Source organism: Synechococcus sp. R55.4 (assembly GCF_047461935.1).
Lineage (GTDB): Bacteria > Cyanobacteriota > Cyanobacteriia > Thermostichales > Thermostichaceae > Thermostichus.
On the sequence record NZ_JANSIF010000006.1, the window covers coordinates 1 to 24,792 of the forward strand.

The window sequence follows — 24,792 nt, forward strand, 5'->3', positions numbered from 1 at the left end:
TGGTAGTAATCCGTACTGAACATATTATACATTATTTTCAGTATAGTTGAGCTTATTATTGACTAGAGTCATGCTCCCACAACAGGCGCAGCCGCTTTGCCGTCTGTAGTGTCCAGTGGGGCAACCCCAATGACTCGGCCATTTGAACCAGATGGGTGGGCCGCAGGTAGGCACCGTCGTTGCGGCAACTGCCCCGGTAAAGGAGGCAAGCGCTGCCCTCGGGGGTCAGGCCCTGAAACTCTAGGTAGTAAAGCAGGGCGCGGGCATTGAAGGGAGAGGACTTGCCAGACTTGGAGGTTTTTTCAATCCAGATTTCCTGCGCATCCAGAATCTGGGTAACCCAGGCAGGCCAAGAGGACTCCATCCCGCTGACGCAAATGGCTTTGGGCAACTCGCAGCTCACCGTAAGCTGATATTCGGCGGCGTAAACGGCTGCGGTGGCAGAGGGATCCCGAAGGCTAATTTCTTGGACGGCTTGGATGGGGATCTCCGGGGGCAGCTGTTCGCTCAGAAGGGCGCGCAGTTTCTCAGGCGTCAGAGGACCTTCAGGCCGATCCAGCAGCTCCAGATCCAGGATTTCGCCATAGCCTTCCTGGCCAATGGGCAGAGCGTTGGCGTTGGCCAGGCGGGGCATGGGGTGGTAGCCGCCGCTGAAGGCCAGAGGTAACCCCGCTCGCCGACAGGCCCGTTCCCACAGGCGCATGAGATCCAGGTGGCCCAGCCAGCGCAGATCCCCGGTTTTGCCGTAGGTGATGCGGAAACGCTGGGCAGGTGGCTCCGGCTCCAGGGGATCCGGGGTGGGGGTGGGTTTGCTCTGCAGGGGTGGGACGGGCGGAGGGGGGATGACGATGTTGTGGCCGAAGCCGGGGCCGCAGATGCCGCAGGCGGAGCAGCCCTCGAAGGAGCAGTCTTCCACGGTGAGGGCTTCCAGGGCGCGGCGGTAGTCTTTCTGCAGCCATTTTTTGTCGATGCCGGTATCGATGTGATCCCAGGGCAAGGGATCCTCCAGGCCCAGTTCGCGGATGGGGAGACGGGCGCAGAGGGCGACCGGATCGGCGGCAGGATCCACCTCTTCGCCGCAGTAGGCCCTCACCCAGGCAGCGTAGGCGGCGTCGATGTTTTCCCACCAGGCGTCCATGCCGGCCCCAGCCCGCCAGGCCCGCTCGATCATCTGTCCCAGGGAGCGATCCCCTTTGCCAATAAAGTCTTCCAGGATGCTGAAGCGGATATCGGTGAAGTGGGCCTTGACTCCCCGCAGCCGGCGCAGCTCTTTCTGCAGCAGGGTTTGCTTGCGCTGCACGTCGGCGTAGTCCACCCGGTGCCACTGGAAGGGGGTGTGGGGCTTGGGGGTGAAGTTGGAGAGGGTGAGGGTAAACTCCACCCGCTTGCGACCCAGGGCTGCACATTCTCGCTGCAGCATCTCGACGGTGCGGGCGATCCCCAGGACATCAGCGTCGGTCTCGCCGGGCAGGCCAATCATGAAATAGAGCTTGATTTTGTCCCAGCCCTCTTGAACGGCGGTGCGAATGCCGCGAATCAAGTCGGCATCGGTGAGGCCCTTGTTGATGATGTCCCGCAGCCTTTGGGTGCCAGCTTCGGGGGCAAAGGTGAGGCCGGAGCGGCGGGATCCCTTCATGATGGCGGCAATTTGCTCATCAAAGCGATCCACCCGCTGGCTGGGCAGGGAGAGGGCGACGTGCTCCCCGAGCAGACGGTTGTGCAGCTCCGCTCCCACCGCCGGCAGGGAAAGGTAGTCGGAGCAACTGAGAGAAGAGAGGGAAAATTCGCTGTAGCCGGTCTTGCGCAAGCCCTGCACCACAGCCTCCACCACTGCTTCCGGATCCACATCCCGCGCTGGTCGGGTGAGCATGCCCGGCTGGCAAAATCGGCAGCCCCGTGTGCAGCCCCGCCGCACTTCCATCACCAGGCGGTCGTGGACGGTTTCCACCAAAGGCACCAGGCCGACGGAGTATTGGGGTTGAGGCAGGGCCACCCGACGGCGGATGCGCTCCGGCACCCCAGGCACGATGGGCCGCGGTGGGATCCCTTCGTAAAACTGGGGCACGTACACCCCCGGCACCTGGGCCAGCTCCAGCAAGACCTCTCGGCGGGGCTTGGACAGGGATCCGGCCAGCACTTGGCCAATTTCCGGCAGCACCTCTTCCCCATCTCCGAAGACGAAGAAATCGAAAAAGTCGGCAAAAGGCTCTGGGTTGGAGGTGGCGGTTGGCCCGCCGGCAAAGATCAGAGGGCACTCTTCCGGGGTGAAGGGTTGCCGTTCCGACCACCTGAGCGGGATCCCGGCTAGGTCCAGCATCTCCAGGATGTTGGTGCCCCCCAGCTCGTAAGCCAGGCTGAAGCCGATGATGTGAAAGGCGCGCAGAGGGCGGCGGGACTCCACGGCAAACAGCGGGATCCCCAACTGCCGCAGGCGGGCCGCCAGATCCGGGCCTGGCAAGTAGGTGCGGTCACACAGTTGATCCGGCTGAGCGTTGAGGATGTTGTAGAGGATGAGGTGGCCTAGGTTGGAAGCTCCCACCTCGTACAGCTCTGGATAGCTCAGCACCCAACGCACCCGCGCCGAATCCCAAGGGCGGTGGACGGCACCGAACTCTTTGCCCAAGTAGCGGGCCGGCCGCTGAATCTCAGGGGTAAGCAGGCGATCCAGATCGATGGGACTCAGATGCGGTTCAGTTGCAGCCAGAGAGAGCATGGGGATCCGCCGAGACGTTAATACAGCCACTGATCTGACTCTAGCCGAACTCTTCGAGCAGACCCAACCCAAGGGAAAGCGCTTTGCCTCTCTAAGTTTGCAGGTTACCGGTAGGCGAAACAACCATACTTGCAATGTCGTGAAGTCTGTTCAACCGGGAAAACTCTGCGGCGGACGCTGCAAGGCCAGCGCCAACTGTTCGTACTCTGCCAAATGGTTGTAGACCTGGGCCGAGATGCGTACCCAAAGCTGCCCGGCGAAGGGGATGATCGGAACCTCAATGCGGTACATGTGCCACAGGTAATCATGCAGGCGACGGGCGCGCTCCCCAAGAGGCAGCTCAGGGATCCACTGCTGCCAAAATGGCGGCAAGGGTAGGGTGGCCATAAAGCCCAACATCTTTTCGGGGGCGGGCGGGATCCCCTCAAGAGCCTCCAAGAGCAACTGCCGCGCCTGCAGCAGCAGAGTGTGGTTGTGCTGACGGATGTTGTCCAGTCCCACCCCTTGGATAAACGCCAGGGCTGCTGAAATGGCCAACCAAGCGCTGGGATCCCGTGTGCCCACCCAGTCGAACTCCGCTGTGAACCCTTGCCCATAGCCGTGGGAGATCACCGTAGGATGAGTTTGGGCCTGTCGATAGGGGGCCACCCACAAAAAGGCACAGCCTTTCGGGGCAAACAGCCACTTGTGGGCATTGCCGGTGTACCAATCGGCCCCCAGCCTTTCCAACTCCAAGGGGAGAACCCCAGGGGCATGGGCGCCATCCACCAAAACTGGGATCCCGCGCTCCCGACAGAGGCCGATCAGCTCAGGCAGGGGGTAGATCAGAGCCGTAGGCGAGGTGAGGTGATCCAACACCGCCAGGCGAGTTTGGGGAGTGAGGATGGCCTCGAAGGCCGCGATAACCTGCTCTGGCCCCGCAATGGGGAAAGGGATCTGCGCCTCAACTGGGATGGCTCCCCACTGGGCACAGATGTACTGCAATGCCTGACGAACGGCCCCGTAACCGTGATTGGTGCAGGCGATCTGATCCTCTGGCCGGAACCGCAGCGAGCGCAAAACGGCATTGACCCCGCTGGTGGCATTTTCCACAAACACCAAATTTTCGGGTTCGGCCCCGACGAAATGGGCCAGTTCTGCTGCCGCCGCCCGCAAGGCTCGAGGAAGTTCCTCTCCCATAAACTGCACCGGCTGAGCCTCAAGGCGTTCCCGCCATACACTCTGGGCCTGCAACACCTTTTTCGGGGTCGCGCCGTAGGAGCCGTGATTCAAAAAAACGGCTTGCGGATCCAGTCCCCACAAGGAGCGTTCGCAAAGCGGTGCATCGGCGCTGAGGGCAGAGCTAAAGCGAGGAGAAGTGGATCCCATATTGGGGAAAGAAGGCATGGTTCACTCACTCAAGCCCTAGAAGATACACGAAAAAGATGTGAGAATTCCTGCGATCTGCATGAAGGGTTTGCTCAGAAATCCAAGAATGTCAACACAGCTACTGTGGAGACCGATGGCATCTCAGTTGAATATCGAAACCTGAGGCCCCCCGGAGAAAGATTCTCTTGGGTTGATCTATTGGCCGTTACCGGATTCCGGGCTGAGACCCGAGAGAGGGGCAATTTTGCTGAGCTTGATTTTGGGGTTGCTGGCAGCAAATTGCTGTAAAGTCCACTCGTTCTTAAACAGAAGAACGGGCCTGTCTTGAATGTCTTTAACAACTAGGGTGTTAAACAAGCTGGGAATATTCTCCAGCGCCTTCCAGCCATTCTCGACCCAGCGAGCCAGTGTGTAGGGCAACATCTCCAGTCGGGTTTCGACGTTGTATTCACTTTCAAGGCGATACTGCAAAACCTCAAACTGCAACTGGCCCACCGCTGCCACAATCGGATCCCGTTTGGAATCGTCGATAGAGTACATGATTTGTACAGCCCCTTCTTCCCGCAGTTCCGCTACCCCTTTCTGGAACTGCTTAAACTTGGAAGGATTGGGATTCTTCAAGTAGGCAAACAGCTCAGGAGAAAAGCTAGGGATCCCGGCGTAGCGCAGCTTCGGGCCGGTGTAGATGGTATCCCCAATGGTGAAGATGCCGGGATTATTCAGGCCGATCACATCCCCAGGGTAAGCTTCATCGATGGAGATGCGCTCTTGAGCAAACAACTTCTGGGGATAAGATAGGCGAATGGGACGATTGAGGCGGGCATGGTTGACCACCATATCCTTCTCAAACTTGCCGGAACAGATGCGCACAAAAGCAACGCGATCCCGATGGCGGGGATCCATGTTGGCCTGCAGTTTAAAGACGAAGCCCGTAAACTCAGGATGTTCGGGCGGGATTAGCCCAGCAGTGCTCTCGTGAGGCATTGGCGGTAAGGAATACTCCAAAAATGCATTGAGGAAAAGCTCCACCCCAAAATTGGTCATGGCACTGCCGAAAAAGACCGGGGTTTGTTTGCCAGAATGCACCTGTTTTAGATCCAAGGTGGGCATGAGACCATCCAGCAGTTCCAGCTCTTCCTTGAATTGGTAATACAAGTCCTTGTCGATCAACTCCTCAATTTGCGGATCCCCAAGTTTAATGACGGTATCTTGAACTCTTAGCCGCCCCCCAGATACCCGCTCAAAGAAATGAAACTCCTGAGTTCGGCGGTCAAATAGGGCAGTAAACCGCTCGCCTGAGCCAATTGGCCAGTTGACAGGATAGGGCTTGAGGCCCAGTTCTGTCTCAATTTCATCCATCAGCTCCAAGGGATCCCGACTTGGGCGATCCATCTTGTTGATAAAGGTAAAAATCGGCAGCCCCCGCATCTGACACACTTCAAACAGCTTGCGGGTCTGGGTTTCCAACCCTTTGCCGGCATCTTCCAGCATCACGGCATTGTCAGCCGCTGCCAGGGTGCGATAGGTGTCTTCGCTGAAGTCCTGGTGGCCGGGAGTATCCAGCAGATTGAGACGAATGTTGCGGTAATCAAATTGCAGGACGGTAGAGGTGATGGAAATACCCCGCTGCTTTTCCAGTTCCATCCAGTCGGAAGTGGCCCGCTTTTGCGCCCGACGGGCCTTCACAGCTCCCGCTTCTTGAATGGCCCCCCCGTACAACAGCAGCTTTTCGGTGAGGGTGGTCTTCCCCGCATCGGGATGGGAAATAATGGCAAAGGTGCGCCGTTGCTCTACAGCTTTGGCCAAATCAAGTTCTTTCATCAACTGTTGTCGCTCCACTACAACCTGGTCGCCTTAAAGAAGATTCCGCCGCGATGTTGTCCCCTAAAGGATGGGAGAAATACGGAGAAGGAAAAAATAGAAAATCAGTGGGAAATACGCTTGAGAATAATGAGGTTGGGTTGCCGCCAGGTAGCGAGGGGGAGAGAGCACAGGCCGAAAAGCGCGAAAAGCCAACAGAACCATTTTGACCCTAGCACAGGAACAGGGATCCCTGTTGTCTGGCATACTGGCGGAGATCTTGAGGGGGAATTTCCCAGGCCAACCGGCCAGAACTCAAAGCAGATGCTGCTCGTTGTTGTTGCGCAAAGCTGACGTGAAGAGCAGTTGCTCAATCGTGGCAATGGTGAAGTTTTGGCTGATCACCAGCCGCTCGACGCGAATGCGGTGGGCTTGCAGGAGGCAATCTTGCTGCAAGGGCTTGGGCAATTGTTCCCAATGATCCAGCAGGACTTCCAGCAAAATCTCGCCCGGTAGCCCGGTGGCGCTTTCCAGGGATCCCAGCTTTTCTACCCTCTCGGCAGACCATTTGAGGGTAAGCTTTTGCAGGCCCAGTTGTGCATCCAGAGCCTCGCGGGGATCCGACTGGGCACCCTGCCCATTGGGGGTGCCATTGCGGCGAACCCCATTGTCGGTGCAAGCAGTAGCAGGGGGCAAAAGCTCGGCTGGCTTTTCAGTTGGCAGCGAAGTATTGGCCCATTTGGCCAGACTGACCTGGGGTGGGGAGACAACCCTTTCCACCTCGACCGGAGCGGGCGACAAGTTGGACAAGGGATCCGCATCCCGAGAAGGAGCTTCAGGTGTGGAGAGCACACTGGCCAGGAGAGGCATCCGTCCTGCCTCTGGTGGGGTTGTGGCAACCTGGCACAGAGGGGACGAGGCGGCGGCAGATGGATCGGGCTCAACATCTAATGCCGCAGGGTGAGGCAGATCCAGGGAATCCGTCCCCCTGTTGTCCTCTGGACGGTGCGGAGCCTCAACGCCATCGGCAGCCGTAGGTGCAGGTTCCATCGGCTCTGGCTGCTTATTCACCCCCATGCGCGAGAGCAAATCTGCCTTGGTGGGGCCGGTGGGCAATTTTTTTTTGGGAGGCTTCTTGGCGGTAGCCATGTTAGCGGGCCTCCAACACAGCCTTGAGGACCTCACGATAAGGTTGGGCCAGGAGATCTTCCCCCGCCTCCGCCAAGGACCAGCCCATGCTGTTGGTTTGCTGCACCACTGTACTTTGCCGCACCGGCGTGAAAATGGGGATCCCTTGCATCATTTCCGCCAAGGCTTCCACTGCGGCCCGCGACATTTTGGTGCGGTTGTTGCCCACCCACTGTTCCCGTGTGGGGAGCACCCCCAAAAACTTGGGCACATGAAAATCCAGCTCTTCCAATTCTTTCAACAGCACCAGGGTACTTAGGGCCCCCATCACCCCCTTTTGGGTACACTCCGTCGGCACCACCAGCAGATCGGCGCTGAGAATGCTGTTGTAGGTGAGCAACCCTTTCGAGGGGGGGCTGTCGATGACCAAAAAGTCATACTCCGGCAAAATCGGTCGCAAAGCCCGCTTCAAAAACAGCTCCCGCCCCGGCTCCATCACGATCGCATCCATAGCCCGCGAGAGGCTGTAATCGCTGGGGGCCAACCACAGCCGCTCCTGGCGATCCTCATTCAACGGCGGACGGATAATCTCCCGAATGTGAACCCGATCCGCCCCCGGCAGAATCGTCTCGGCAATGGTGGCCGACTCGGACAGATCCGTCCAGCCCATCCACTGGCTTAAGTTGCCCTGCGGATCAAAGTCAACGGCCAGCGTCTTGCCATGCTCGGCCAACATGATGGCCAGGTTGAGGGCGGCTGTGGTCTTTCCGGATCCCCCACTCAAACAGGCAACGGTGATGACAAGCGCCGTTCTGCCAGACATGAGTTATCCCCTCGTAGCCCATCCCCTAACACTATAGCTAGGGTTAAGCAATAGTGTTCACACTTCAGATAGGGATCCCGCCGCTGGGAATGGCCTACAGGGATCCAGCCGCTGGGAGCTGAGCTTCCTCAGTTCTTTTCGATCCTCGGATTGAATTCTCAGAGGGAAGACACAAACCGGTGCAGCCGCTGCAGCCCTTTTTCGAGGGTGGTGCGGTCGGCAGCGTAGGAAAGGCGGATGTAGGAATCTGCTCCAAAGGCCACTCCCGGCACGGCAGCGACATGGTGTTCCCTGAGTAGCCGCTGGCAAAACTCCACCGAACTTAACCCGGTTTGGCCGATGTTGACAAACACATAAAATGCGCCCTCCGGCTCTGGGCAAGTCACCCCCGGCAAGGTGCGGATCTCGTCCAGCATCAGATCCCGCCGCTGCCAGAATTCTTGGCGCATTTTTTCCACAGCCGCTGCCGATAGGGGGCTGGTCAGGGCTTCCAGAGCGCCGTACTGGGCGAAGGTACACACATTGGAGGTGCTGTGGCTTTGCAGGTTGATGGCTGCCTCGATGATGGGCTTGGGCCCGGCCAAGTAGCCCACCCGCCAGCCGGTCATGGCGTAAGCTTTGGCGAAGCCACTGCTGAGAATCAGGCGCGGCATCAAGTCAGGGCAAAGGGATCCCAGGCTGATGTGGCGGGCCTGTCCGTAGACCAGCTTTTCGTAGATCTCGTCGCAGATCACGTACAGATGGGGGGCCGAGAGGATCACCTCTGCCAGAGCTGCCAGCTCGTGCCGGTGGTAAACGGCTCCGGTAGGGTTGGCCGGTGAGTTGAGAATCAGCAGCTTGCTGCGGGGGGTGAGGGCCTGGCGCAATTGCTCGGCGGTGAGCTTGAACCCCTGGGCCTCTTCCGTCTGCACCCGCACAACCTTTGCCCCTGCCAAAGCCGCAATTTCGGGGTAGCTGACCCAGTAGGGAACAGGCAGGATCACTTCATCGCCGGGATCCAGCAGCACCATGGCCAGGTTAAACAGGGTTTGCTTGCCGCCGTTGCTGATCAGGATCTGGTCACGGCTGAACTGCAGGCTGTTTTCTTGCCGCAGCTTGTCGGCCACTGCTTGGCGAAGAGCGGGGATCCCGGCGGTGGGGCCGTAACGGGTTTTGCCCTCTTCCAGAGCACGGATGGCCGCGGCCCGAATGTGGTCAGGCGTATCGAAATCCGGCTCGCCCGCGCTCAAGCTACACACATCCAGCCCCTCTGCCTGCATGGCTTTAGCCAGAGCCGAAATGGACAACGTGGGGGAAGGGGATAGATGGGCGACCCGTTGGGACAAGCCAGCAGACACCATCGGTCAGGGAGCTCTTTGGTTTATTTTAAAGTTCTGAAGCGGGGCCAATCTAGACAGCTAGGCTACTGCGGTCAACAGGCGGGTACCATCCACCAGCAACAGCTCGTTGCCCTCTCGCTCTGCCAACAGATCCCAAAACTCGCCCGCCACAGCTCCCGGCAAGAATCCTTCCAAACGCAATTGCAGCGGGGGAAATTGCTTGGTTCCCTGGGGCTTGCGCCGCACGGTCACCTCAACAAAGCCATCGTGGGGCTGGACGATGCCGCGGATGTTAAAGCCTTCCTCTACATCTTCAGGGGCAGGCAAAAACGGCTCTTCTTCCCACTCTGGGTCTTGCTCCTCTTCCGGTAGGGCCAAGATGCGAATGACGCTCAAGCCCAAAGCCCCCCCTGAACGCGGCTGCGGCTGCACATAGTACCAGTAGGTGTGGCCACTCTCGATGCAGTGGTTGAAGGGGCGAAGAAGCTCGGCGCGTCCGGGAGTAGCCGGATATTCTGCCCCGTCAGAAGCAACCAAAATTGCCTGTGCATAAGCCTTGGGGATCGATCTCAGGGATCCCTTAACTAGGCCCAAAGCGCGGAATTGGTAAGGGTGGGCGGGAGGAGGCAATGGGTTCATGGCGGCCAGATCTTGGAAAGCCAGGGAAGTAGAGTCCATCATCTTATCCTATGGCGATCCTCAGATTGGAATATCCAGGGCTTTCCTCAGCATCGCCTCCAGCTCATCGCCCTGCCGACTTGCGCACCGCGATCAAGCTGCTGGTGGTGCCCAGAAAAACCCCCATCCCCAACAACATCGACGGCAAGAGCCAAAACTCCAGTTGGCTGCGATCTGCCTGCATCACCTTGAGGAAGGGCAAGGCAATCAACTGCTCCAGCAGCTCCTGCAGCAACTGCTGGGATCCCAAGATCAATCCCCAAGCTCCCACTGCGCTGATCACCCCAAACAGGCACCCTTGCAAAATAAAGGGCAAGTAAATCCAGGCTGCTGTCGCCCCCACCAATTGCATCACCTCGATCTCCCGCCGCCGCGCCATGACGATGAGGCGAATGGTGGTGGTGATGACCGCCACCGCTGTCAGGGCCAACACGCCGGTAATGGTCAGGGATCCCAGCCGTAGCATGTCCTGGAGCTGGGCCAGTTGCTCCACAATGCGGTCGCCGTAGTAGACCTCATCCACCCCTTCCAGTTGGCGAATCTGCTCCGCCACTTCCCCCAAGGCTTCGGTGGAATCCGCCTTAACCCGCAGAGCATCCACCAAGGGGTTCTCCCCCAACTGGGTTTCCATGGCCGCCTCGTCTTGGATCCCCATTTCCAGCAAAAGGTTGCGCCAAGCCTGGTCTTTGGTGATGACCTTCACCTCGGCCACATGAGGCAGTTGGGCGACCTGAGGTTGCAGCTCCACCCCCTGCCGTTCCGGCTCCAGGTAGACGGAGATCTCCAGTTGTCCTCCCAGCGACTGCACCGTGGCATCCACGCCCCAGGACAGCTCAACGCCGATCCCCACCAAGAACAGCAACACCAGCAGGGTGCTCACAGCGGCCCAGTTCAGCCAGCCCCCCCGCCGCAACCCCAAAAAAGTCTCCTGTAGGAGATAGCGGATTTTATTGAGAAATCGGGAGAGAGATTGCATGCTGTTCTCCATCCAACAATCAATGGGCTCAGACCCTTGCCCCCTGGAGCTCAACAGAGCCTGTGAAGAGCAAAATAGGGATCCCGGTAGCCCCTCAGCGCAGATCATACAGGCGCCCTCCCTCCATGCGCACCACCCGGTGGCCGGCCCGCTCCACCAGATAGGGGTCATGGCTGGTCATGATGACGGTCACCCCAAAGGAATTGAGCCGCTCCAAAATCTGGAGAACCAAGAGGGAGTTTTCCGGATCTAGGTTTCCTGTTGGCTCGTCCGCCAGCAGCAACACCGGCATGTTGACAATGGCCCGGGCCAGGCTGAGGCGCTGCTGTTCTCCCCCCGAAAGCTCATGGGGAAAGTGATCTCGCTTTTCGGTCAGCCCCACCATCTTCAAGGTCGGCCCGATGCGACGGCGGATTTCTGCGGGGGATAGCCCTTGGGCGCGCAGCACAAAGGCCACATTTTCCGCCAGGGTGCGGTTGGCCAGAAGGCGATAATCTTGGAAAACCACCCCCAAGCGCCGCCGCAACATGGCCAGCGGACGCGGTGGGATGCGGTAGGGTCGCCGCCGCCCTTCAGAAGAAAATAGACAGACTTGATCGACGATGACCGTGCCCTCGGTGGCCTGTTCCGCCCCGTAGAGCAGTCGCAAAAGAGTGGACTTGCCTGCTCCGGAGACCCCCGTTACGAACACGAACTCGCCGCGGCGCACCTCCAAGTTCACATCCTGAAAAATCAAGTTGCCGTTGGGAAAGACTTTGCTCACGCCCCGCAAGGACACCATGCTGGCCGGGGTTTCCAGGGATCCGGATTGAGTGCTGCCGTAAAAGCCCAGGGTGGCCTCTGGATGGGCTGGGGCAGGGGGATGAGGGGTCGGAGCCGTACCGGCCCAACGGTACAAGCGAGGAGGATAGCCGATGTGCTGACCGATCACCATAGTAAGCGCCTAGACAGAGGAGGGAGAGAGCGCCGGCAGACTAGGGGCGCAAACGAGAAGAGGGATCCCACAGCACCCGCCAGACAAACTTGGGCAAAGCCAACATGCGTCGCCAGCGCCAGGGTTCCTGATAGAGACGATACAACCATTCCAGGTGATGGTCACGCCACCAACGGGGCGCTCGCCGTTTTTGGCCGGCCCAAATGTCCAAGCTGCCCCCCACCCCCATCCAGATGGCTTGGGGCAAAAAGGGACGCCACTTTTGGATCCACAGCTCCTGCCGCGGGGATCCCAGCCCCACCCACACCAGTTGCGGTCGAAATTCCTGGAGAGCTTGCAGAAGCTCTTTTTCTTCCTCGCTAGAGAAGTAGCCGTGGTAGCCCCAGAGGGCCAAAGCAGGACACTGGGCTTGCCAATATCGAATTGCTGCCCGGTTGACTTCCGGCCTTCCCCCCACCAGGGCCAAGCGCCACCCCCGTTCTGCCGCCAACGGGATCAGGGTTTCTGCCAGCTCGATCCCCGGCACCCGCTGGACGCGGATCCCTTGCCGTCGCAAAGCCCACACCACCCCGATGCCATCGGGGATCACCAGCTCCGCCGCTTGCAGCACCTGGGCAAAGGCCAGATCCCGCTGCGCCTGCATGATCATTTCCGGGTTGCAGGTAACCACCTGAGCGCCCTGACCCTCCCGAATACGCGCCTCAATCCACGTGGTGTAGCTCTGTAGGCTGGCCTCCGGCAGAGCAAGGTGCAGGTTCACGCCCAGAATCGAATGGATGGCTAACGACACTACCGACCGAACGCTTGTCCCCAGTGAAACCCAACTTTCAAAATAGCCCAGCCCAAAAGCTGAGCACACAATCCAAATCTTTTCCCCCAGGCATCCGCCGTGGCATCAGCGGCGTATTCCCATCAGACCAGGCCGAGAGGGAATTGCCCGACCAAGAGCAAGTCCCTGAAGGTTGGTTGCCATCTTTCGAGACAGGAGACTTGAGATGAAAACTTCGAAGACTCCCTTCGCTCTGCCTCACTTGGCTGCCGAATGGGATCCCAGCCCTGCAACTTCCCGCCGCAGCTTGTTGTTGGCTGGTTTGCTGGCGGGCGTAGGTGGAGCAATTGGGTTGCGCAGCCTGCCCGGTGCCGCTCAGTCCAACACTGCTGATATTGCCATTCTCAATGCCGCCATCGACTTGGAACAGCAGGCGATCTGGGCCTACAAAACCGCTGCCGGCAAGTTGAGCAACACCGAGGTGGGCAAGATCGTGTTGGAAGTGGCCACCAAGAACCTGAAGGATCACGAGCAGCATCGGGATCTGCTGGCGGGTGCCGTGCGGCAACTGGGAGGGATCCCCTCTCGGGCGCGGGATAGCTACGACCTTTCCACCTACATCGACAACAAAGAAGGCAATCTCGATTCCGATGCCAACATCGCCAAGCTGGCCCTGGCTCTGGAGTTCGATGCGGCCCTAGCCTACAACGATGCCTTTGTCCAGCTTTCCAACAAAGACCTGGTGGCTGCTGCCAGCACCATTGGCCCCAACGAAGTTGCCCATGCCACCGCAATCCGGGCCGTGTTCCACAGCCTTGACCCCAGCATTCTGGTGGTGCCTGCCCCCTTTGTCAGCGCCGAGACTCGGGAGCGCTGGATCCTGAAGGTGTAGAGCTGTTGGTAACCCCTGCCGGCGATGAGGCGATGATCTGCAAAGCCTTCCAACGTCCTCTGTAGGACTTGGGGCTTGGAGATCCAAGTGCTCTGCACTGCTGTCGCAATCGCCTTCTTCTGAGCGCCTCAGCCTTTGTTCTCTTCCTAAACCTGTGTGGAGAAAGTCCTATGCCGATGACGCGGCGGCTGCTGTTGCTGAGTGGACTGGGATCCCTGCTCAATGTGGGGGCTATCTTGGCTGTGGATCGGTGGCGACAAGCCAGCTCTGTTGCGGGGCGAGATCCTGTCGAGGCAACGGCGGAAGCAGAGGTGATCATTCGCGGGTTTCAATACCTGCCCTCGGAGGTTACCCTCAAGCGGGGGGGCAAGGTGACCTTCACCAACCTGGATTCCACCCCCCACACGGCTACTCCCATAGAGGGAGCGCAATTCCAAGGAACGGGACGGCTGAGGCGCAACGAGAGCAAAGCAGTGGCTTTCGAAGTGGCCGGCATCCAGGACTATTTCTGCGAGATCCACCCCAGCATGGTGGGCCGTATTGTCGTCGTCGATTAGGTGAAGGCCATGCAAATGGAACCCCTGGGATCCCCTCTTCCCTTCTGGAACATTTGTCGGCGGGTGTACCTGGTTTGGGCCATTCTTCTGGGGATGGGGTTCGCCGCCACCCAGTTTCACCAAGAGGCCAACATCAACTGGCTGTGGTTGGTGATTTCCCTGGTTGGCTTGGGCTACATGGTGCGGCAGACTAGCTTGCCGGAGTTTCGAACAGCCGGACTGGCCCACCTCTACTTTGTGGGTTTGGTGTGGACGTTGGTGATCGCCCAGGGCATGATCCTCTCGGTGCTGCCCTTTGTCGGGCGTACCCCTTTGGCAGCTTTGAGCCCATACCTGGGGGTGTTTTGGCTGTGGCAAATGGGGCTGGGCCACTGGCTCAACGGCCTGGTGGATCCGCCGCGTCTCCCCTACTGGATCACCGGTGGGATCCAGATCCTGGCCGGAGTTGCCTGCCTGCTGTGGGGGCTGGAGTGGCAGTTTGCGGTGGCAGGGGGAATCGGGGCTTTGGCCATGCTTTTCTTGATCCCATTGCATTGATTTCACTTCGGGGCCTCACCCAGGTGCACCCGCCAAACTCCACCTCCCACGGCCACCTCATCTCCTGAGCGCAGCTTGCGTCCCCGCCGGGTTTCCACCTCGCCATTCACCCGCACTTGCCCCGCTTGGATGAGCTGCTTGGCCTGCCCACCGGTGGGAGCAACCCCCGCCAGCTTGAGGAACTGATCCAGCTTGATCACGGGATCCGCCGCCGGCTGGGGATCCCTTTGAGCAGTCTCCGCCATCACTTCACCCAAATGGTTTTGACATTCACAAATTCCAGGATCCCTTCCCGGCTCAGTTCCCGTCCATACCCTGAGCGTTTGATGCCGCCGAAGGGAAGGCGCGGGTCGGACTTGACCATGCCATTGATGAACACGGATCCCGCCTCCAGCTCCTCCAGCAGGCGCTCTTGTTCCTCTGGATCGGTTGTCCAGGCGCTGGCGCCCAGGCCAAAGGGCGTGCCGTTGGCCAGCTCGATGGCTGCCGACACATCCGGGACGGTGAACAGCAGCGCCACCGGCCCGAACACCTCCTGGTGGGCCACCGGATGATCGGGGGGGATGTCGCTCAGGATCGTGGGCGGGTAAAAATTCCCTCCCCAGGGGGAGCCACCGATGTGAACTTTGGCCCCCGCCTGCACCAAAGCCTGCACCTGTCCGTCCACCTCTTGCAGGATGCTGGGGGTAGCCAGAGGCCCCACGTCCGTTTGCGGATCCAAGGGATCCCCTACCTTGAGCCGGCGAAATCGCTCCGTCATGGCAGCCGTGAAAGGTTCAGCGATAGCCCTGTGCAAGATAAATCGTTTGGCGGCAATGCAGGACTGGCCGTTGTTGATCAGACGGGCCGTGACCGCTGTGGCAACTGCTGCCTCCAGATCGGCGCTGGGCAGCACGATGAAGGGATCGCTCCCTCCCAGTTCCAACACCGTTTTTTTCAGATATTGACCGGCCAAACGGGCCAGGCTGGAGCCGGCGGCTTCGCTCCCGGTGAGGGCGGCCCCCCGCACCCGTTCATCCGCCACCACCTCTGCCACCTGGGCTGCTGTGATCAGCAGGGTTTGAAAGACCCCTGGCGGAAATCCCGCCTCCTGAAAGATCCGCTCCAGGGTCAAAGCCGATTGGGGCACGTTGGAAGCATGTTTGAGCAGAAGGGTATTGCCCGCCATCAGGGCCGGGGCTGCACAGCGAAACACCTGCCAAAAGGGAAAGTTCCAGGGCATCACTGCCAAAATCACCCCCAGCGGCTGGTAGCGGATCCCGCTGCGGCTGGCAAAGTGCTCCGCACCGGTGGCATTCGCGTAAGCGTTGCGTAGCAATATGGAGCGCTCGGCCAAGAACCCTTCTGCCTCCTCGGCATAGTAGCGACAAACCCAAGCGGATTTTTCCACTTCCGCAACGGCAGAGGCCAAGGTTTTGCCCATCTCCAGGCTGATTAGGCGGCCAAACTCCGCTTTGCGCTCCTCCAGGATCCCTGCCACCCGCTTCAGCCAGGCGGATCGCTGAGCAAACGGGATCCGACGATAGCTCTGAAACCGCTCGTGGGCTTGGGCGATACAGCTTTGGATCTGCCCAGCGTCGAAAACGGGGTAGCGAGCCAATTCCTCTCCGGTGGCGGGGTTGATGCTGACCAGGTGCCCCATCTTTTTCCCTCAACGCCTGTTTCTCCACTCTGGCATTTGCGCTCTGCCTGGAATAGTGCTCCGCACTGCTACTGCGTTCGCGTAAGCGTTGCGTAGCAATATGGAAAGATTTGCGGAGTGGGGGACTCAGGGTTGCGGGCTGCCGGTGGTGTCTGTTCGGGATGGCGGGGCGGATCCAGGAGCAGACCAGAACTCGTAGGCTGCTTGCGACAGGCTGGCGATCAGCTCTTCAGCTCTGGGGTCGTTGGGGGTTTCTCGCTTCACCCACACCGCCGCCACATAGCGCCGCCCGTTGGGCAAATCCAGGATCCCGGCATCTCCCACCACGGAGCCCAGGGTTCCCGTTTTGTGGGCAATGCGCACCTCTTGGCCCAGATTGGGCCGGAAGTAGGAGAGCCGTTGGGTGCGCCAGAGAATGTCCAGAAAACGGTCGCGGCTGCGGCGGCTGAGCATGCGCCCCTGTTCCACCTGGCTGAGCAGCCAAACCATGTCGCGCGGGCTGCTGGTGTTGGTGCCTTCCAGATCCGGTAGCCACCATGAAATTTGCGTGTGTTGTAGCCCCCACTGCCGAAATTTTTGGTTGAGAGCCTCCTGCCCACCCAGGCGATCGATGATCAGATTGGTGGCGAAGTTGTCGCTGAGGGTGCTCATCAGGGTGGCCGCTTCCAAAGCAGAAACCTGGGATCCGAGGGGTCGGGTTTGCAACACACCAGCTCCCCCTCCCTTGAGATCTTCCCGCAGAGTGAGCTGTTCATCCAGCCGCACCTGTCCGGTTTCCACAGCCTGGAAAAAAGCCAAGAGAATGGGGATCTTGATCACGCTGGCGGCAGGAAAAGCCTGATCCGGCCTAACCCCAGCAAAGGCGCCAGTTTCCACCTCCCAAAACAGAGCCCCTGCCGTCAAGCCCGGTTGGTCGGCCAAACCGGCCAAGCGCTCCTGCAAAGCCGGGATCGCTTCTCCCGGCAGAATGTTACTCGGGAATGCCGACGGGGGAGGATCCCCAAGCTGCGTCGTGGACTGTTCTGTCCGGCCAGCGGTGGTCGATTGCAGCAGTTGCGAGAGGCCCGCCATCGTCAGGCCCAGGATGAGACTTAAGCTTAGTCCCCTGAGCAATACTTGGCCAAGAGATGGAGAACGTCTCAAGCGGCGAGGCCGGGCAGCCCGTTGGCGCAGACGAGCAATGGCTTTCTGGCGAGCAAGACGCAGCGGTTGAGGACGGGAAACCAATAGGGATCCCCTAGGGGCAGGAAGCAGGCGACCAGAACCTGTTTGCGGCTTTGACCCCTCTGGAGGCGGGACGGCGTTCTTGGCAGGTTGTGGAGGGCGGCGGGGATCCCGCGACTTCTCTGGCAAAGGCCTACGGCCCGCTAGCGCGGATGGATCGGTGCCTTTCCTCTCCCTTGCTTTGGTCATGAGAACGGTTGCCTTTTCCCGACAGCGGTGCGGAGTACTAACGCCATGCTCCTAACAGACAATGCTGACCGTTTCACCGACTCAACTTCGGTGAGCTTGGCTTAATTAAACCCACAAATTGACCAACCTGACCTACGATTGCAAAACGCCCATCAAACTGTCATCACTACACTATGCCTCCACGTCCGCGTTAGCAGTGTGGGGCAGTGACGAGATGTACCATCCCCCGGCCCGGCGGCTCAGAACCCCATCCTTGACCACAGGGATCGGTGGCAGCTCCGCACGGTGAACTGAACAAGGCCAGAACAAGCAGCGTGCTGGAGGAAGAGCCAGGTATGCAATGATTCAAGCGGATCTGCATCTAGCGTGGATCAGTTGTATGCGACTCCGTATATAGTATTGGGTGATGCGGGATCCCCACCCAAAATAGGGGCTTTGCCCCTCGACAGAGGTCGAGCAGATGTTCTAACCTTGGCTGCTAGGGTGGCCCAAGAGCGCTCTTCAAGATAGGTGTGCCGGGGTGTTGTCAGCGATGGCCAACCGGGATCCTAAGGCTGAGAGTGTGCCGCATCGCTAGCCTAGGCCCTGTCGAGCAGGTTTAATCTGGGCAGCTTCTGCTCTGCCCCAGGCTGTTGGTTAGTACTTAAGGGATCTGACCCCATAGCAACCAGAACAAGGCGCGATGCCGGGAGTTGAGATGAGAATGACGCGTTGTAATGTAGTATCGCCTGTGCGCTCCCTCTGCCGCTGTGCAGCTCAGGTGGGCGGCGTAGCCGGGATCCTGATCGGAACAGCTTGGGGGGGTTTGGCTGTGACTCCTGTTTGGGCTCAGGAGAATGCCCTACTGGCTCAGGCAGCCGCAGGCCCCATGAGCCGGCAAGAGGTGGCGGAACGGCTGAATCTGGTGCCTGTTTTTGCCATTGTGTCTCAGAACGGCACCCCCGTTGTCGCCAATGTGGAGCGAGATGGCCGCACCATCCAAGTGGTTTCCTTCTGGCTGGATCAAGCCCAAGCCCAGCAAGTGTTGGAGCAGGTGAAAGCCAGCAACCCCGAGATAGCCAGTCAAGCCCGGGTGGTGCCTCTCTCGCTGGGGTATGCCTACGAAAAATCGGAAGAGGAGCGCGCCAAGAATAGTGACCTGTATTTTGAGGTGGTGCCTCGGGCTTCTGATGTGGAAGCAGCCAAGCAGGTGCTGAAGGAAACCGGTCAAGATGTGCCTGCAGAAGCGATTGGTGTGCCTCTGTTCTATGGCCGCTCCGGAGAGGGGCTGCTGACCATCGAGCAGGATGGCCATGAGGTGGTGCCCTTCTTCTTCGACCGCAACGATTTGCGGAGGGCTTTGGATCGGGCAGCGGCGCAGAACCCGGATGTGGTTGGGAAAACCCAGATTGAAGTGACCTCGCTGGCCATTGTGGTAGAGCGTATGCTGGCCCCCGACGCGCAGGCCGATGTGCAGAAAATTGCCTTTATCCCCTCTCGCTCGGCGCTGGAGTATATCCAATCCCTGGCCCGGCCTGCCAATCCTTCTGCAAGTCCCCAGCCTCAGCGTTAACCTAAGCCCCTGATGGGATCCCCGTCTGCTCTGGTGAAGCGGTTAACAGAGTGGCGTGCCCAAGCCCTGAGGGCGGCAAAAGCGGCTGGGATCCCTGCCGAGGAAGTGGAGATTTTGCTCAGGGAACGGCTGGGGTGGGGGCCGTTGGAGCGGTTGATGGGTCGCGCTCCGGCTGGGGAGGGGGATCCCCTGGAGGAGGTGCAGGCCCTTTGGCGGCAAAGGGTGGAAGAGCGCATCCCCCTACAGTACCTGTTGGGCAAAGTTGAGTGGGCGGGCTTGAGCTTGCGGGTGACGCCGGCGGTGCTGATCCCACGCCCGGAGACCGAGCTGCTGGTGGAGCAGGCTTCCCTTTGGCTACAGGCCAATCCTCTGCCGCCGGGATCCTGTTTTGCCGACCTGGGTACAGGCAGCGGGGCGATTGCCATTGCGTTGGCCCATCAGCACCCCCAGTTGCGGCTTCTGGCCGTGGATTCTAGCCCAGAGGCCTTGGCTATTGCAGCAGACAATGTGGCAGCCCACCATCTGCAGGAGCGGGTGAAGTTGCTGCTGGGATCCTGGTTTGTGCCCTTGGATCCCTGGCGGGGGCAGCTGCGCGGCCTGGTTTCCAACCCTCCCTACATTCCCTCTGCTGAGCTGACCTCGCTCATGCCAGAGGTGCGACTGCACGAGCCACGACAGGCTCTGGATGGCGGAGAAGATGGCCTAGCCCACTTGCGGCTGTTGATTCAAGCAGCACCGGATTACCTGGCCCCGAACTCCTTTTGGGCGGTGGAAGTGATGCGAGGCCAAGCCCCTTGGGTGGCGGAGCAGTTGCGAGATAGGGGCTGTTATCGGCAGATCCAAGTTCACCGAGATCTGGCCGGGATTGAACGGGTGGTCAGCGCCCACTTCGTCGGATAGAAAAGGGTAGGATCCCATAAGATGGGGTATCGCCGGAGCCGGAACTGTCCAAAACTTAAAGCTCCGAGCCCAGAGATCTGAGCACGGATGGGATCCCCTGTCCTTCGCCAGGAGCACTTCTTGAGGGAGCCTTCGCCTACAGCCAAACCCGACCCACCCTTACAGCAGGCCGCCCCTGCCGACGGGCAAGGGACCGTGGATTGGCAGTTTGCTTTTGAACGCTCTGAGGTGATGCGGGCCTTTCAACAAGAGTTGCTCGTCAGCATCGGCCATGAGCTGCGCAATCCCCTCAGCAGCCAGATGGGATCCCTGCAGTTGGTGTTGTCGGATCTATGTGACTCTCCCGAAGAGGAGCGGGAATACCTGCAAAGTGCCAAAGAAGCGGTGGAGCGCCTGATCAAGCTGCTTGAGGAATACACCCGCCTGGCTCGCCATGACCTGCCCATCCAACCTCTGCGACCGGAACCGACCCGACTACGCCCCCTCCTGCAGGATGTGTACAGCCTAACTCGCCTACAGGCCCAGGATCAGGGCATTCGCTACGAATGGCCGGCCCTACAACCCACCTCGGCCTTTGAGGTGCCCCTTCTCCCGGACAGCCTCACCGTTTGGGCGGATCCCCACGGCTTGGTGCAGGCGCTTCTGGGAGTGTGTCGCTGGGGCATCCGCACCCTACGCTATGGTTCGATGGCTCTGCACCCCTATCCCACCGCAGAAGAAGAGGGGCGACTGTGCCTGGGGTGGAACCTTGAGGGGCGATGCCATGTGCCCATTCAAACAGAGGGCTGTGCCGTCTGGCGGGTAAGCGAGCGGCTCCTGAGAGAAATGGGAGGCCAGCTGGAACTCTGCGAAAGCGGCCCCTACCGAGTTGGCATCAAGGTGACCCTGCGCCTCGCCCATTGAACCCCAGGCCAGAGGGACTTGGGCCTATCGGCTTCTCAAAGCTGGCCAGTTGGCATCTGCCCTCTTGATCAAGCCGGGGATGTCGCGCTCCCAGTTACGCTGTACCCGCTGGTTGGCGTTCAGGTACAGCTTGTCATCGACGATTTTCCAGGCAAAGGGATCCACCGGGTAAAGGTAGTTGTGGGCCACGGCCCAGGCACAAAACCCGCCGTACTGGGGGGCAAAGCGCTCTGGGTCGTTGCGAAACCGCTCCCGATTCTCGGCGCTGGCAAACCTCCAGGTCACCCCTCCCCACTCCCATTCATACTCTGGGGATCCCTTGACGGGCTTGCCATCGATGAAATAGGCCACCGGGTCATAGCCCCGCAGGGCCAGGCCATCCGTTGCAAAAAAGGGGCCCGGGGATCCCTCCTCGGCAGCCCCAACAACCTGTCCTTGGGCTGGGCGAGACAGGAGCCAAGCTGGGTGAGAAGCAACAGCCCCAACCATCAGCAGCAGCGAGAGCAAAACCCAACGATTTTTGACCATCACGACCTCCCCAATCCTCAATCGAGATAAAAATCTCCTCCACTTCCAGAAAAGCACTGCGCCCTTCCTCTCAGATTCAAAAAGAGACCTGAGAAGACCCTGGCTTCTGCGGACTGGGAACAGTCTGGCCGCAGCGGGGAAATTTGCCTGTGATTTGGATCGGGGAGATCCAATCTAAAAAAAGCTCAACCTTCTCGGCGCAAGGCCAATTCCGCCCGATCCAGTTGCATCAGCACCCGCTCCACCTTTTCGGGGTTGAGAGGCCGGTTGGAAGTGCGGTACTGGGAGGCCAGCGTGTTAAACACCGTGCGCAAAGTGGTAAAAGACTGCAGCTTGTCGTAGCGATGGCCGTGGTAGCGCCCAGAAAACTCCTGGATGGCCTGCATGGCTTCCGCTCGCGCCTCTTCCGGGTTCATCAGGGGATCCCCTTCGGAAAGGACGGTGCGCAGGGTTTGGATCAAGGTCATGCTGTCTTCGTAATACTTGCCGGTGAGACGGGCAGCCTGAGCAACTGAACTCCCTGATCCCAGCAAAAGGGCTACAGACAGGAGCAGGCTGACAAGACGCCGAAAAAAAGTTTTGAGCATGGGGAACCTAATGTAACTTATTTTTAAGCATAAGCCACAGCAACACCGGAAGAGGAGTCATCCAAAAGATGCTGTTCACCCCCTTCAGCGACTTTCTGCAGAAGCTGGGCCAGTACGGATCCCATTGGACAATGTTAGCCCTGATCTTGGGGTTTGCCTGTGCTCACAGCGGACTGGCCTACTTGCGACCCTGGGGGGAAAGCCGGCTGGGATCCCGTCTGTACCGCATCTTCTTTGCTCTGGTGAGCCTCAGTTTGGCACCGCTGTTGCTCATCTATTTTTTCAACCACCGCTACGACGGGGTGATTCTCTGGGATCTCCAAGCCGTCCCAGGCATTCGCACCACCGTTGCTCTTTTGTCTGCCCTCTCTTTTTTCTTTTTGTATCCGGCCACCTTCAACTTGCTGGAGATCGCCGCCATTCGCAAGCCGGAGATCCACCTGTTTGAAACCGGGATCATCCGCATCACCCGTCATCCCCAAATGGTGGGCCAGGTGATCTGGTGTGTAGCCCATACCCTTTGGATTGGCTCCAGCTTTATGATGGTGACCTCGCTTGGGCTCATTGCCTACCACCTGTTTGCGGTTTGGCACGGGGATCACCGCCTGGAGCGGAAATACGGGCAGGCCTTCCGCGATCTCAAGGCGCGCACCTCCGTGATCCCCGGCTTGGCCATTCTGCAGAAGCGACAGCAACTGCGCCCCCAAGAGTTTTTTCGCTGGGCCTATCTGGGGGTATTCAGCTTTGTATTGATTCTTTATGCTTTCCATCCCCAAATGGTTTCTGCAGCCAGCCAAGTTGCCTGGTAGCATGATCCCAAAGAACTTCTTTAGTTTGGGAGTGATGGCCTTGCAAGTTGCTTTAGATGCTTTTAATCAAGAACTTTTGACAAGTGATGGGTTGGTTTTGGTGGATTTCGGCGCCCCTTGGTGTGGCCTGTGTCGCTTCATTCAGCCGATTACCGACCGTCTCGTAGCCGAGTGGGGAGGGGCGGTCAAAGTACTGCGGGTGAATGTAGACGACAATTTTTGGCTGCCGCGCCGCTATCGGGTGCGCTCTTTGCCAACCCTAATTTTGTTTGAGAAGGGTCAAGAAGTGCAAAGGCTGGAGCACTTCGCCAATCGCGATGAGGTGCTTCGCCGCTGCGAGCAGTTGTTTCTTGACCACCTGCGCTACCTGGGTTCGGGAGCCTGCTCATCCTCGTTTGAGCCCCAAGCCCCGCCGCCCGGCGTGTAGAGGGTGATCACGTCGCCGGCTTTTAGGGAGCGGCTGATTTTGCCGGGTAGGGGATCCCCATTAATGAGGTTGATCCCCACTTGGCCTGGCCCGCCTCCCTGTTCTCCCTGGGGGGCATAGTGGCGCCGCTCGGTGAGCAGGGAGAGGGTGCAATCTTGTAAAGTCTGGATGGATCGGATCAGTCCCCACCCGCCCCGCTGTTGACCATGGCCGCCGGAATCCTGGCGGAGCTCGTAGCGCAGCACCCGCAGGGGATACTCCAACTCCAGAGCCTCGATGGGGGTGTTGAGGGTATTGCTCATGCCCACATGCACTCCGTCCAAACCCGGTCGTTGCCGGCTGGCCCCCTGACCACCTCCCAGGGTTTCGTAGTAGGTGAAGTGGCGGTTGCCCAGCACACAGTTGTTCATGGTGCCCTGCCCCTGAGCGATGCTCCGCAATCCGGCCACGGGAGCCAGAGCTTTGAACACCACATCGGCAATGCGCTGCGAGGTTTCCACATTGCCCGCCACCACTGCTGCCGGAAACTGGGCATTCACCAAGCAGCCGGGCGGCGCCACGATCTCGATGGGATCCTCCAAGCCGACATTGCTGGGGGCCGTGGGATCCAACAGACAGCGCAGGGCAAACAACACCGCCGAGCGGGTGACGGCCAGGGGCGCGTTCAGGTTTCCCGCCATGGCCGGAGCAGTGCCGGTGAAGTCCACCCGCAGCTTCTCGCCCTCTACTTCCACCTGCACCCGAATCTCAAGGGGCGCGGGCGGATCCCCGTAGCCCTCCAACCAATCCTCAGCCGTGTAGATCCCATCGGGCAGAGCCTGAATTTGCGCCCGCATCCGCCGGCGGCTGTACTCGATGACCCCTGCGATCAACTGCCAAGCCTCTTCTTCTCCAAAGCGGGCCAGCAACTCCCGAAACCGGCTCATCCCCACTGCGCTGGCCCCCACCTGGGCCTGCAGATCCCCCCGCCGCTGCTCGGCATTGCGCACATTGGCCAGGATTAGGCGCAGCAGATCCTCCTGCCAGTACAACTCTCCTTCTAGAGAGAGCCCAGCCAGCCGTACCGGCGGGATCACCAGCCCCTCCTGCCAGATTTCGCTGGAGTCGGCGGGCATGGAGCCAGGGCGCATCCCTCCAATGTCGGCATGATGGGCACGGTTCACGGCATAGGCGCAAATCCGGTCGGGATCCCGCCAGCCGGGAATGGCTGCGACCACCGTGACGTCCGGCAGATGGGATCCCCCCTGGTAGGGATCGTTAAGGACAAACACATCTCCGGGGCAGGGGTCGGCTGCCACCACCGCCCGCACCGCCTCCGAGAGGGCTCCCAGATGTACCGGGATGTGGGCCGCCTGGGCAATACAGGCCCCTTGCGCGTCAAACAGAGCTGTGGAGCAATCCCGCCGTTCCTTGATGTTGGCCGAGTATGAACCGCGGATGAGGCGCGCCCCCATCTCTTCGGCAATCCCCGCCAGAGCGTTGGCCATGACCTGCAACCGGATGGGGTTGGAGACAGGACGGTTGCTATCCATACCTC

24 protein-coding genes are annotated in these 24,792 nt (G+C 59.7%); 8 read left to right on the top strand and 16 right to left on the bottom strand.

Annotation, left to right across the window (positions count from 1 at the left end):
- Positions 1–55: 55 nt before the first annotated feature.
- From NW842_RS02380 to NW842_RS02425, 10 genes are all read right to left on the bottom strand, one after another.
- Positions 56–2,713 (bottom strand): TIGR03960 family B12-binding radical SAM protein, encoded by a 2,658-nt coding sequence (locus NW842_RS02380; protein ID WP_414417420.1) that lies wholly within the window; start codon positions 2,711–2,713, stop codon positions 56–58.
- Between the two features lie 150 nt (positions 2,714–2,863).
- Entirely contained in the window at positions 2,864–4,099 is a 1,236-nt protein-coding gene (locus NW842_RS02385; RefSeq protein ID WP_414417400.1) for an aminotransferase class V-fold PLP-dependent enzyme, read from the bottom strand.
- Between the two features lie 177 nt (positions 4,100–4,276).
- Positions 4,277–5,902, bottom strand: a complete 1,626-nt coding sequence (locus tag NW842_RS02390; RefSeq protein WP_414417401.1) for a peptide chain release factor 3 — start codon at positions 5,900–5,902, stop codon at positions 4,277–4,279.
- Positions 5,903–6,196: 294 nt separating this feature from the next.
- A complete protein-coding gene (locus NW842_RS02395; protein WP_414380809.1) occupies positions 6,197–7,030 on the bottom strand; it encodes a hypothetical protein in 834 nt (277 codons plus the stop codon).
- A 1-nt stretch (position 7,031) separates the two neighbouring features.
- The gene (locus NW842_RS02400) at positions 7,032–7,832 is read right to left on the bottom strand and encodes a ParA family protein (RefSeq protein WP_011433472.1); all 801 of its coding nucleotides are present in this window, start codon (positions 7,830–7,832) and stop codon (positions 7,032–7,034) included.
- A 158-nt stretch (positions 7,833–7,990) separates the two neighbouring features.
- On the bottom strand, positions 7,991–9,172 hold the full coding sequence (locus NW842_RS02405) for a pyridoxal phosphate-dependent aminotransferase (RefSeq protein WP_414356129.1): 1,182 nt from the start codon (positions 9,170–9,172) through the stop codon (positions 7,991–7,993).
- A 57-nt stretch (positions 9,173–9,229) separates the two neighbouring features.
- Positions 9,230–9,832, bottom strand: coding sequence for a hypothetical protein (locus NW842_RS02410; RefSeq protein ID WP_414356128.1), 603 nt, complete (start codon positions 9,830–9,832; stop codon positions 9,230–9,232).
- 61 nt (positions 9,833–9,893) lie between these two features.
- A complete protein-coding gene (locus NW842_RS02415) occupies positions 9,894–10,805 on the bottom strand; it encodes a cell division protein FtsX (protein WP_414356127.1) in 912 nt (303 codons plus the stop codon).
- 94 nt (positions 10,806–10,899) lie between these two features.
- On the bottom strand, positions 10,900–11,739 hold the full coding sequence (locus NW842_RS02420) for a cell division ATP-binding protein FtsE (protein ID WP_414417402.1): 840 nt from the start codon (positions 11,737–11,739) through the stop codon (positions 10,900–10,902).
- A gap of 40 nt (positions 11,740–11,779) precedes the next feature.
- The gene (locus NW842_RS02425) at positions 11,780–12,529 is read right to left on the bottom strand and encodes a WecB/TagA/CpsF family glycosyltransferase (RefSeq protein ID WP_414417403.1); all 750 of its coding nucleotides are present in this window, start codon (positions 12,527–12,529) and stop codon (positions 11,780–11,782) included.
- A 205-nt stretch (positions 12,530–12,734) separates the two neighbouring features.
- On the opposite strand from NW842_RS02425, the gene NW842_RS02430 reads away from it, so the two are divergent.
- From NW842_RS02430 to NW842_RS02440, 3 genes are all read left to right on the top strand, one after another.
- Complete coding sequence (locus NW842_RS02430) at positions 12,735–13,400, top strand: DUF4439 domain-containing protein (RefSeq protein WP_414373409.1); 666 nt, start codon at positions 12,735–12,737, stop codon at positions 13,398–13,400.
- 170 nt (positions 13,401–13,570) lie between these two features.
- On the top strand, positions 13,571–13,957 hold the full coding sequence (locus NW842_RS02435; RefSeq protein WP_414373408.1) for a plastocyanin/azurin family copper-binding protein: 387 nt from the start codon (positions 13,571–13,573) through the stop codon (positions 13,955–13,957).
- Between the two features lie 9 nt (positions 13,958–13,966).
- Positions 13,967–14,494 carry a hypothetical protein gene (locus NW842_RS02440; RefSeq protein WP_414373407.1) on the top strand — a complete coding sequence of 176 codons (528 nt, stop codon included), beginning with the start codon at positions 13,967–13,969 and terminating at the stop codon, positions 14,492–14,494.
- A 2-nt stretch (positions 14,495–14,496) separates the two neighbouring features.
- Here NW842_RS02440 and NW842_RS02445 read toward each other — a convergent pair whose 3' ends face one another.
- The 3 genes from NW842_RS02445 to NW842_RS02455 form a co-directional block, all read right to left on the bottom strand.
- Entirely contained in the window at positions 14,497–14,739 is a 243-nt protein-coding gene (locus NW842_RS02445) for an RNA-binding S4 domain-containing protein (protein ID WP_414373405.1), read from the bottom strand.
- A complete protein-coding gene (locus tag NW842_RS02450; RefSeq protein ID WP_414373402.1) occupies positions 14,739–16,136 on the bottom strand; it encodes an NAD-dependent succinate-semialdehyde dehydrogenase in 1,398 nt (465 codons plus the stop codon). Before NW842_RS02450 ends, NW842_RS02445 begins: the two co-directional genes overlap by 1 nt.
- A gap of 126 nt (positions 16,137–16,262) precedes the next feature.
- The gene (locus NW842_RS02455) at positions 16,263–17,363 is read right to left on the bottom strand and encodes a serine hydrolase (protein ID WP_414417404.1); all 1,101 of its coding nucleotides are present in this window, start codon (positions 17,361–17,363) and stop codon (positions 16,263–16,265) included.
- Between the two features lie 883 nt (positions 17,364–18,246).
- Between NW842_RS02455 and NW842_RS02460 the strand changes: the two genes are divergently transcribed.
- The 3 genes from NW842_RS02460 to NW842_RS02470 all read left to right on the top strand — a co-directional run bounded on the left by NW842_RS02460 (position 18,247) and on the right by NW842_RS02470 (position 20,904).
- Complete coding sequence (locus NW842_RS02460; protein ID WP_011432600.1) at positions 18,247–19,101, top strand: Tic22 family protein; 855 nt, start codon at positions 18,247–18,249, stop codon at positions 19,099–19,101.
- 12 nt (positions 19,102–19,113) lie between these two features.
- On the top strand, positions 19,114–20,001 hold the full coding sequence (gene prmC / locus NW842_RS02465; protein WP_414417405.1) for a peptide chain release factor N(5)-glutamine methyltransferase: 888 nt from the start codon (positions 19,114–19,116) through the stop codon (positions 19,999–20,001).
- 87 nt (positions 20,002–20,088) lie between these two features.
- Complete coding sequence (locus tag NW842_RS02470) at positions 20,089–20,904, top strand: sensor histidine kinase (protein WP_414417406.1); 816 nt, start codon at positions 20,089–20,091, stop codon at positions 20,902–20,904.
- Positions 20,905–20,928: 24 nt separating this feature from the next.
- On the opposite strand, the gene NW842_RS02475 is transcribed toward NW842_RS02470, so the two are convergent.
- Entirely contained in the window at positions 20,929–21,393 is a 465-nt protein-coding gene (locus NW842_RS02475; RefSeq protein WP_414417421.1) for a YHS domain-containing (seleno)protein, read from the bottom strand.
- A 224-nt stretch (positions 21,394–21,617) separates the two neighbouring features.
- On the bottom strand, positions 21,618–22,019 hold the full coding sequence (psb27, locus tag NW842_RS02480) for a photosystem II protein Psb27 (RefSeq protein WP_414329352.1): 402 nt from the start codon (positions 22,017–22,019) through the stop codon (positions 21,618–21,620).
- 68 nt (positions 22,020–22,087) lie between these two features.
- Between psb27 and NW842_RS02485 the strand changes: the two genes are divergently transcribed.
- Entirely contained in the window at positions 22,088–22,828 is a 741-nt protein-coding gene (locus tag NW842_RS02485) for an NnrU family protein (RefSeq protein ID WP_414417407.1), read from the top strand.
- A 34-nt stretch (positions 22,829–22,862) separates the two neighbouring features.
- Positions 22,863–23,255: a thioredoxin family protein gene (locus tag NW842_RS02490; RefSeq protein ID WP_414417408.1), complete on the top strand. Its 393-nt coding sequence runs from the start codon at positions 22,863–22,865 to the stop codon at positions 23,253–23,255.
- Here NW842_RS02490 and NW842_RS02495 read toward each other — a convergent pair.
- Positions 23,192–24,787: a hydantoinase B/oxoprolinase family protein gene (locus NW842_RS02495; RefSeq protein ID WP_414417409.1), complete on the bottom strand. Its 1,596-nt coding sequence runs from the start codon at positions 24,785–24,787 to the stop codon at positions 23,192–23,194. The two genes, NW842_RS02490 and NW842_RS02495, sit on opposite strands and share 64 nt — an antisense overlap.
- Between the last annotated feature and the right edge of the window lie 5 nt (positions 24,788–24,792).

What these genes read in the sequence shown, in the direction of transcription:
- NW842_RS02415 (WP_414356127.1), bottom strand. Translation starts at nt 10,805, where the DNA reads ATGCAATCTCTCTCCCGATTTCTCAATAAAATCCGCTATCTCCTACAG.
- NW842_RS02430 (WP_414373409.1), top strand. Translation starts at nt 12,735, where the DNA reads ATGAAAACTTCGAAGACTCCCTTCGCTCTGCCTCACTTGGCTGCCGAA.
- NW842_RS02435 (WP_414373408.1), top strand. Translation starts at nt 13,571, where the DNA reads ATGCCGATGACGCGGCGGCTGCTGTTGCTGAGTGGACTGGGATCCCTG.
- NW842_RS02490 (WP_414417408.1), top strand. Translation starts at nt 22,863, where the DNA reads ATGGCCTTGCAAGTTGCTTTAGATGCTTTTAATCAAGAACTTTTGACA.
- NW842_RS02410 (WP_414356128.1), bottom strand. Translation starts at nt 9,832, where the DNA reads ATGATGGACTCTACTTCCCTGGCTTTCCAAGATCTGGCCGCCATGAAC.
- NW842_RS02460 (WP_011432600.1), top strand. Translation starts at nt 18,247, where the DNA reads ATGAGAATGACGCGTTGTAATGTAGTATCGCCTGTGCGCTCCCTCTGC.
- NW842_RS02470 (WP_414417406.1), top strand. Translation starts at nt 20,089, where the DNA reads ATGGGATCCCCTGTCCTTCGCCAGGAGCACTTCTTGAGGGAGCCTTCG.
- NW842_RS02420 (WP_414417402.1), bottom strand. Translation starts at nt 11,739, where the DNA reads ATGGTGATCGGTCAGCACATCGGCTATCCTCCTCGCTTGTACCGTTGG.
- NW842_RS02405 (WP_414356129.1), bottom strand. Translation starts at nt 9,172, where the DNA reads ATGGTGTCTGCTGGCTTGTCCCAACGGGTCGCCCATCTATCCCCTTCC.
- NW842_RS02380 (WP_414417420.1), bottom strand. Translation starts at nt 2,713, where the DNA reads ATGCTCTCTCTGGCTGCAACTGAACCGCATCTGAGTCCCATCGATCTG.
- NW842_RS02445 (WP_414373405.1), bottom strand. Translation starts at nt 14,739, where the DNA reads ATGGCGGAGACTGCTCAAAGGGATCCCCAGCCGGCGGCGGATCCCGTG.
- NW842_RS02385 (WP_414417400.1), bottom strand. Translation starts at nt 4,099, where the DNA reads ATGCCTTCTTTCCCCAATATGGGATCCACTTCTCCTCGCTTTAGCTCT.
- prmC (WP_414417405.1), top strand. Translation starts at nt 19,114, where the DNA reads ATGGGATCCCCGTCTGCTCTGGTGAAGCGGTTAACAGAGTGGCGTGCC.
- NW842_RS02395 (WP_414380809.1), bottom strand. Translation starts at nt 7,030, where the DNA reads ATGGCTACCGCCAAGAAGCCTCCCAAAAAAAAATTGCCCACCGGCCCC.
- NW842_RS02485 (WP_414417407.1), top strand. Translation starts at nt 22,088, where the DNA reads ATGCTGTTCACCCCCTTCAGCGACTTTCTGCAGAAGCTGGGCCAGTAC.
- NW842_RS02390 (WP_414417401.1), bottom strand. Translation starts at nt 5,902, where the DNA reads ATGAAAGAACTTGATTTGGCCAAAGCTGTAGAGCAACGGCGCACCTTT.
- psb27 (WP_414329352.1), bottom strand. Translation starts at nt 22,019, where the DNA reads ATGCTCAAAACTTTTTTTCGGCGTCTTGTCAGCCTGCTCCTGTCTGTA.
- NW842_RS02440 (WP_414373407.1), top strand. Translation starts at nt 13,967, where the DNA reads ATGCAAATGGAACCCCTGGGATCCCCTCTTCCCTTCTGGAACATTTGT.
- NW842_RS02475 (WP_414417421.1), bottom strand. Translation starts at nt 21,393, where the DNA reads ATGGTTGGGGCTGTTGCTTCTCACCCAGCTTGGCTCCTGTCTCGCCCA.
- NW842_RS02400 (WP_011433472.1), bottom strand. Translation starts at nt 7,832, where the DNA reads ATGTCTGGCAGAACGGCGCTTGTCATCACCGTTGCCTGTTTGAGTGGG.
- NW842_RS02450 (WP_414373402.1), bottom strand. Translation starts at nt 16,136, where the DNA reads ATGGGGCACCTGGTCAGCATCAACCCCGCCACCGGAGAGGAATTGGCT.
- NW842_RS02495 (WP_414417409.1), bottom strand. Translation starts at nt 24,787, where the DNA reads ATGGATAGCAACCGTCCTGTCTCCAACCCCATCCGGTTGCAGGTCATG.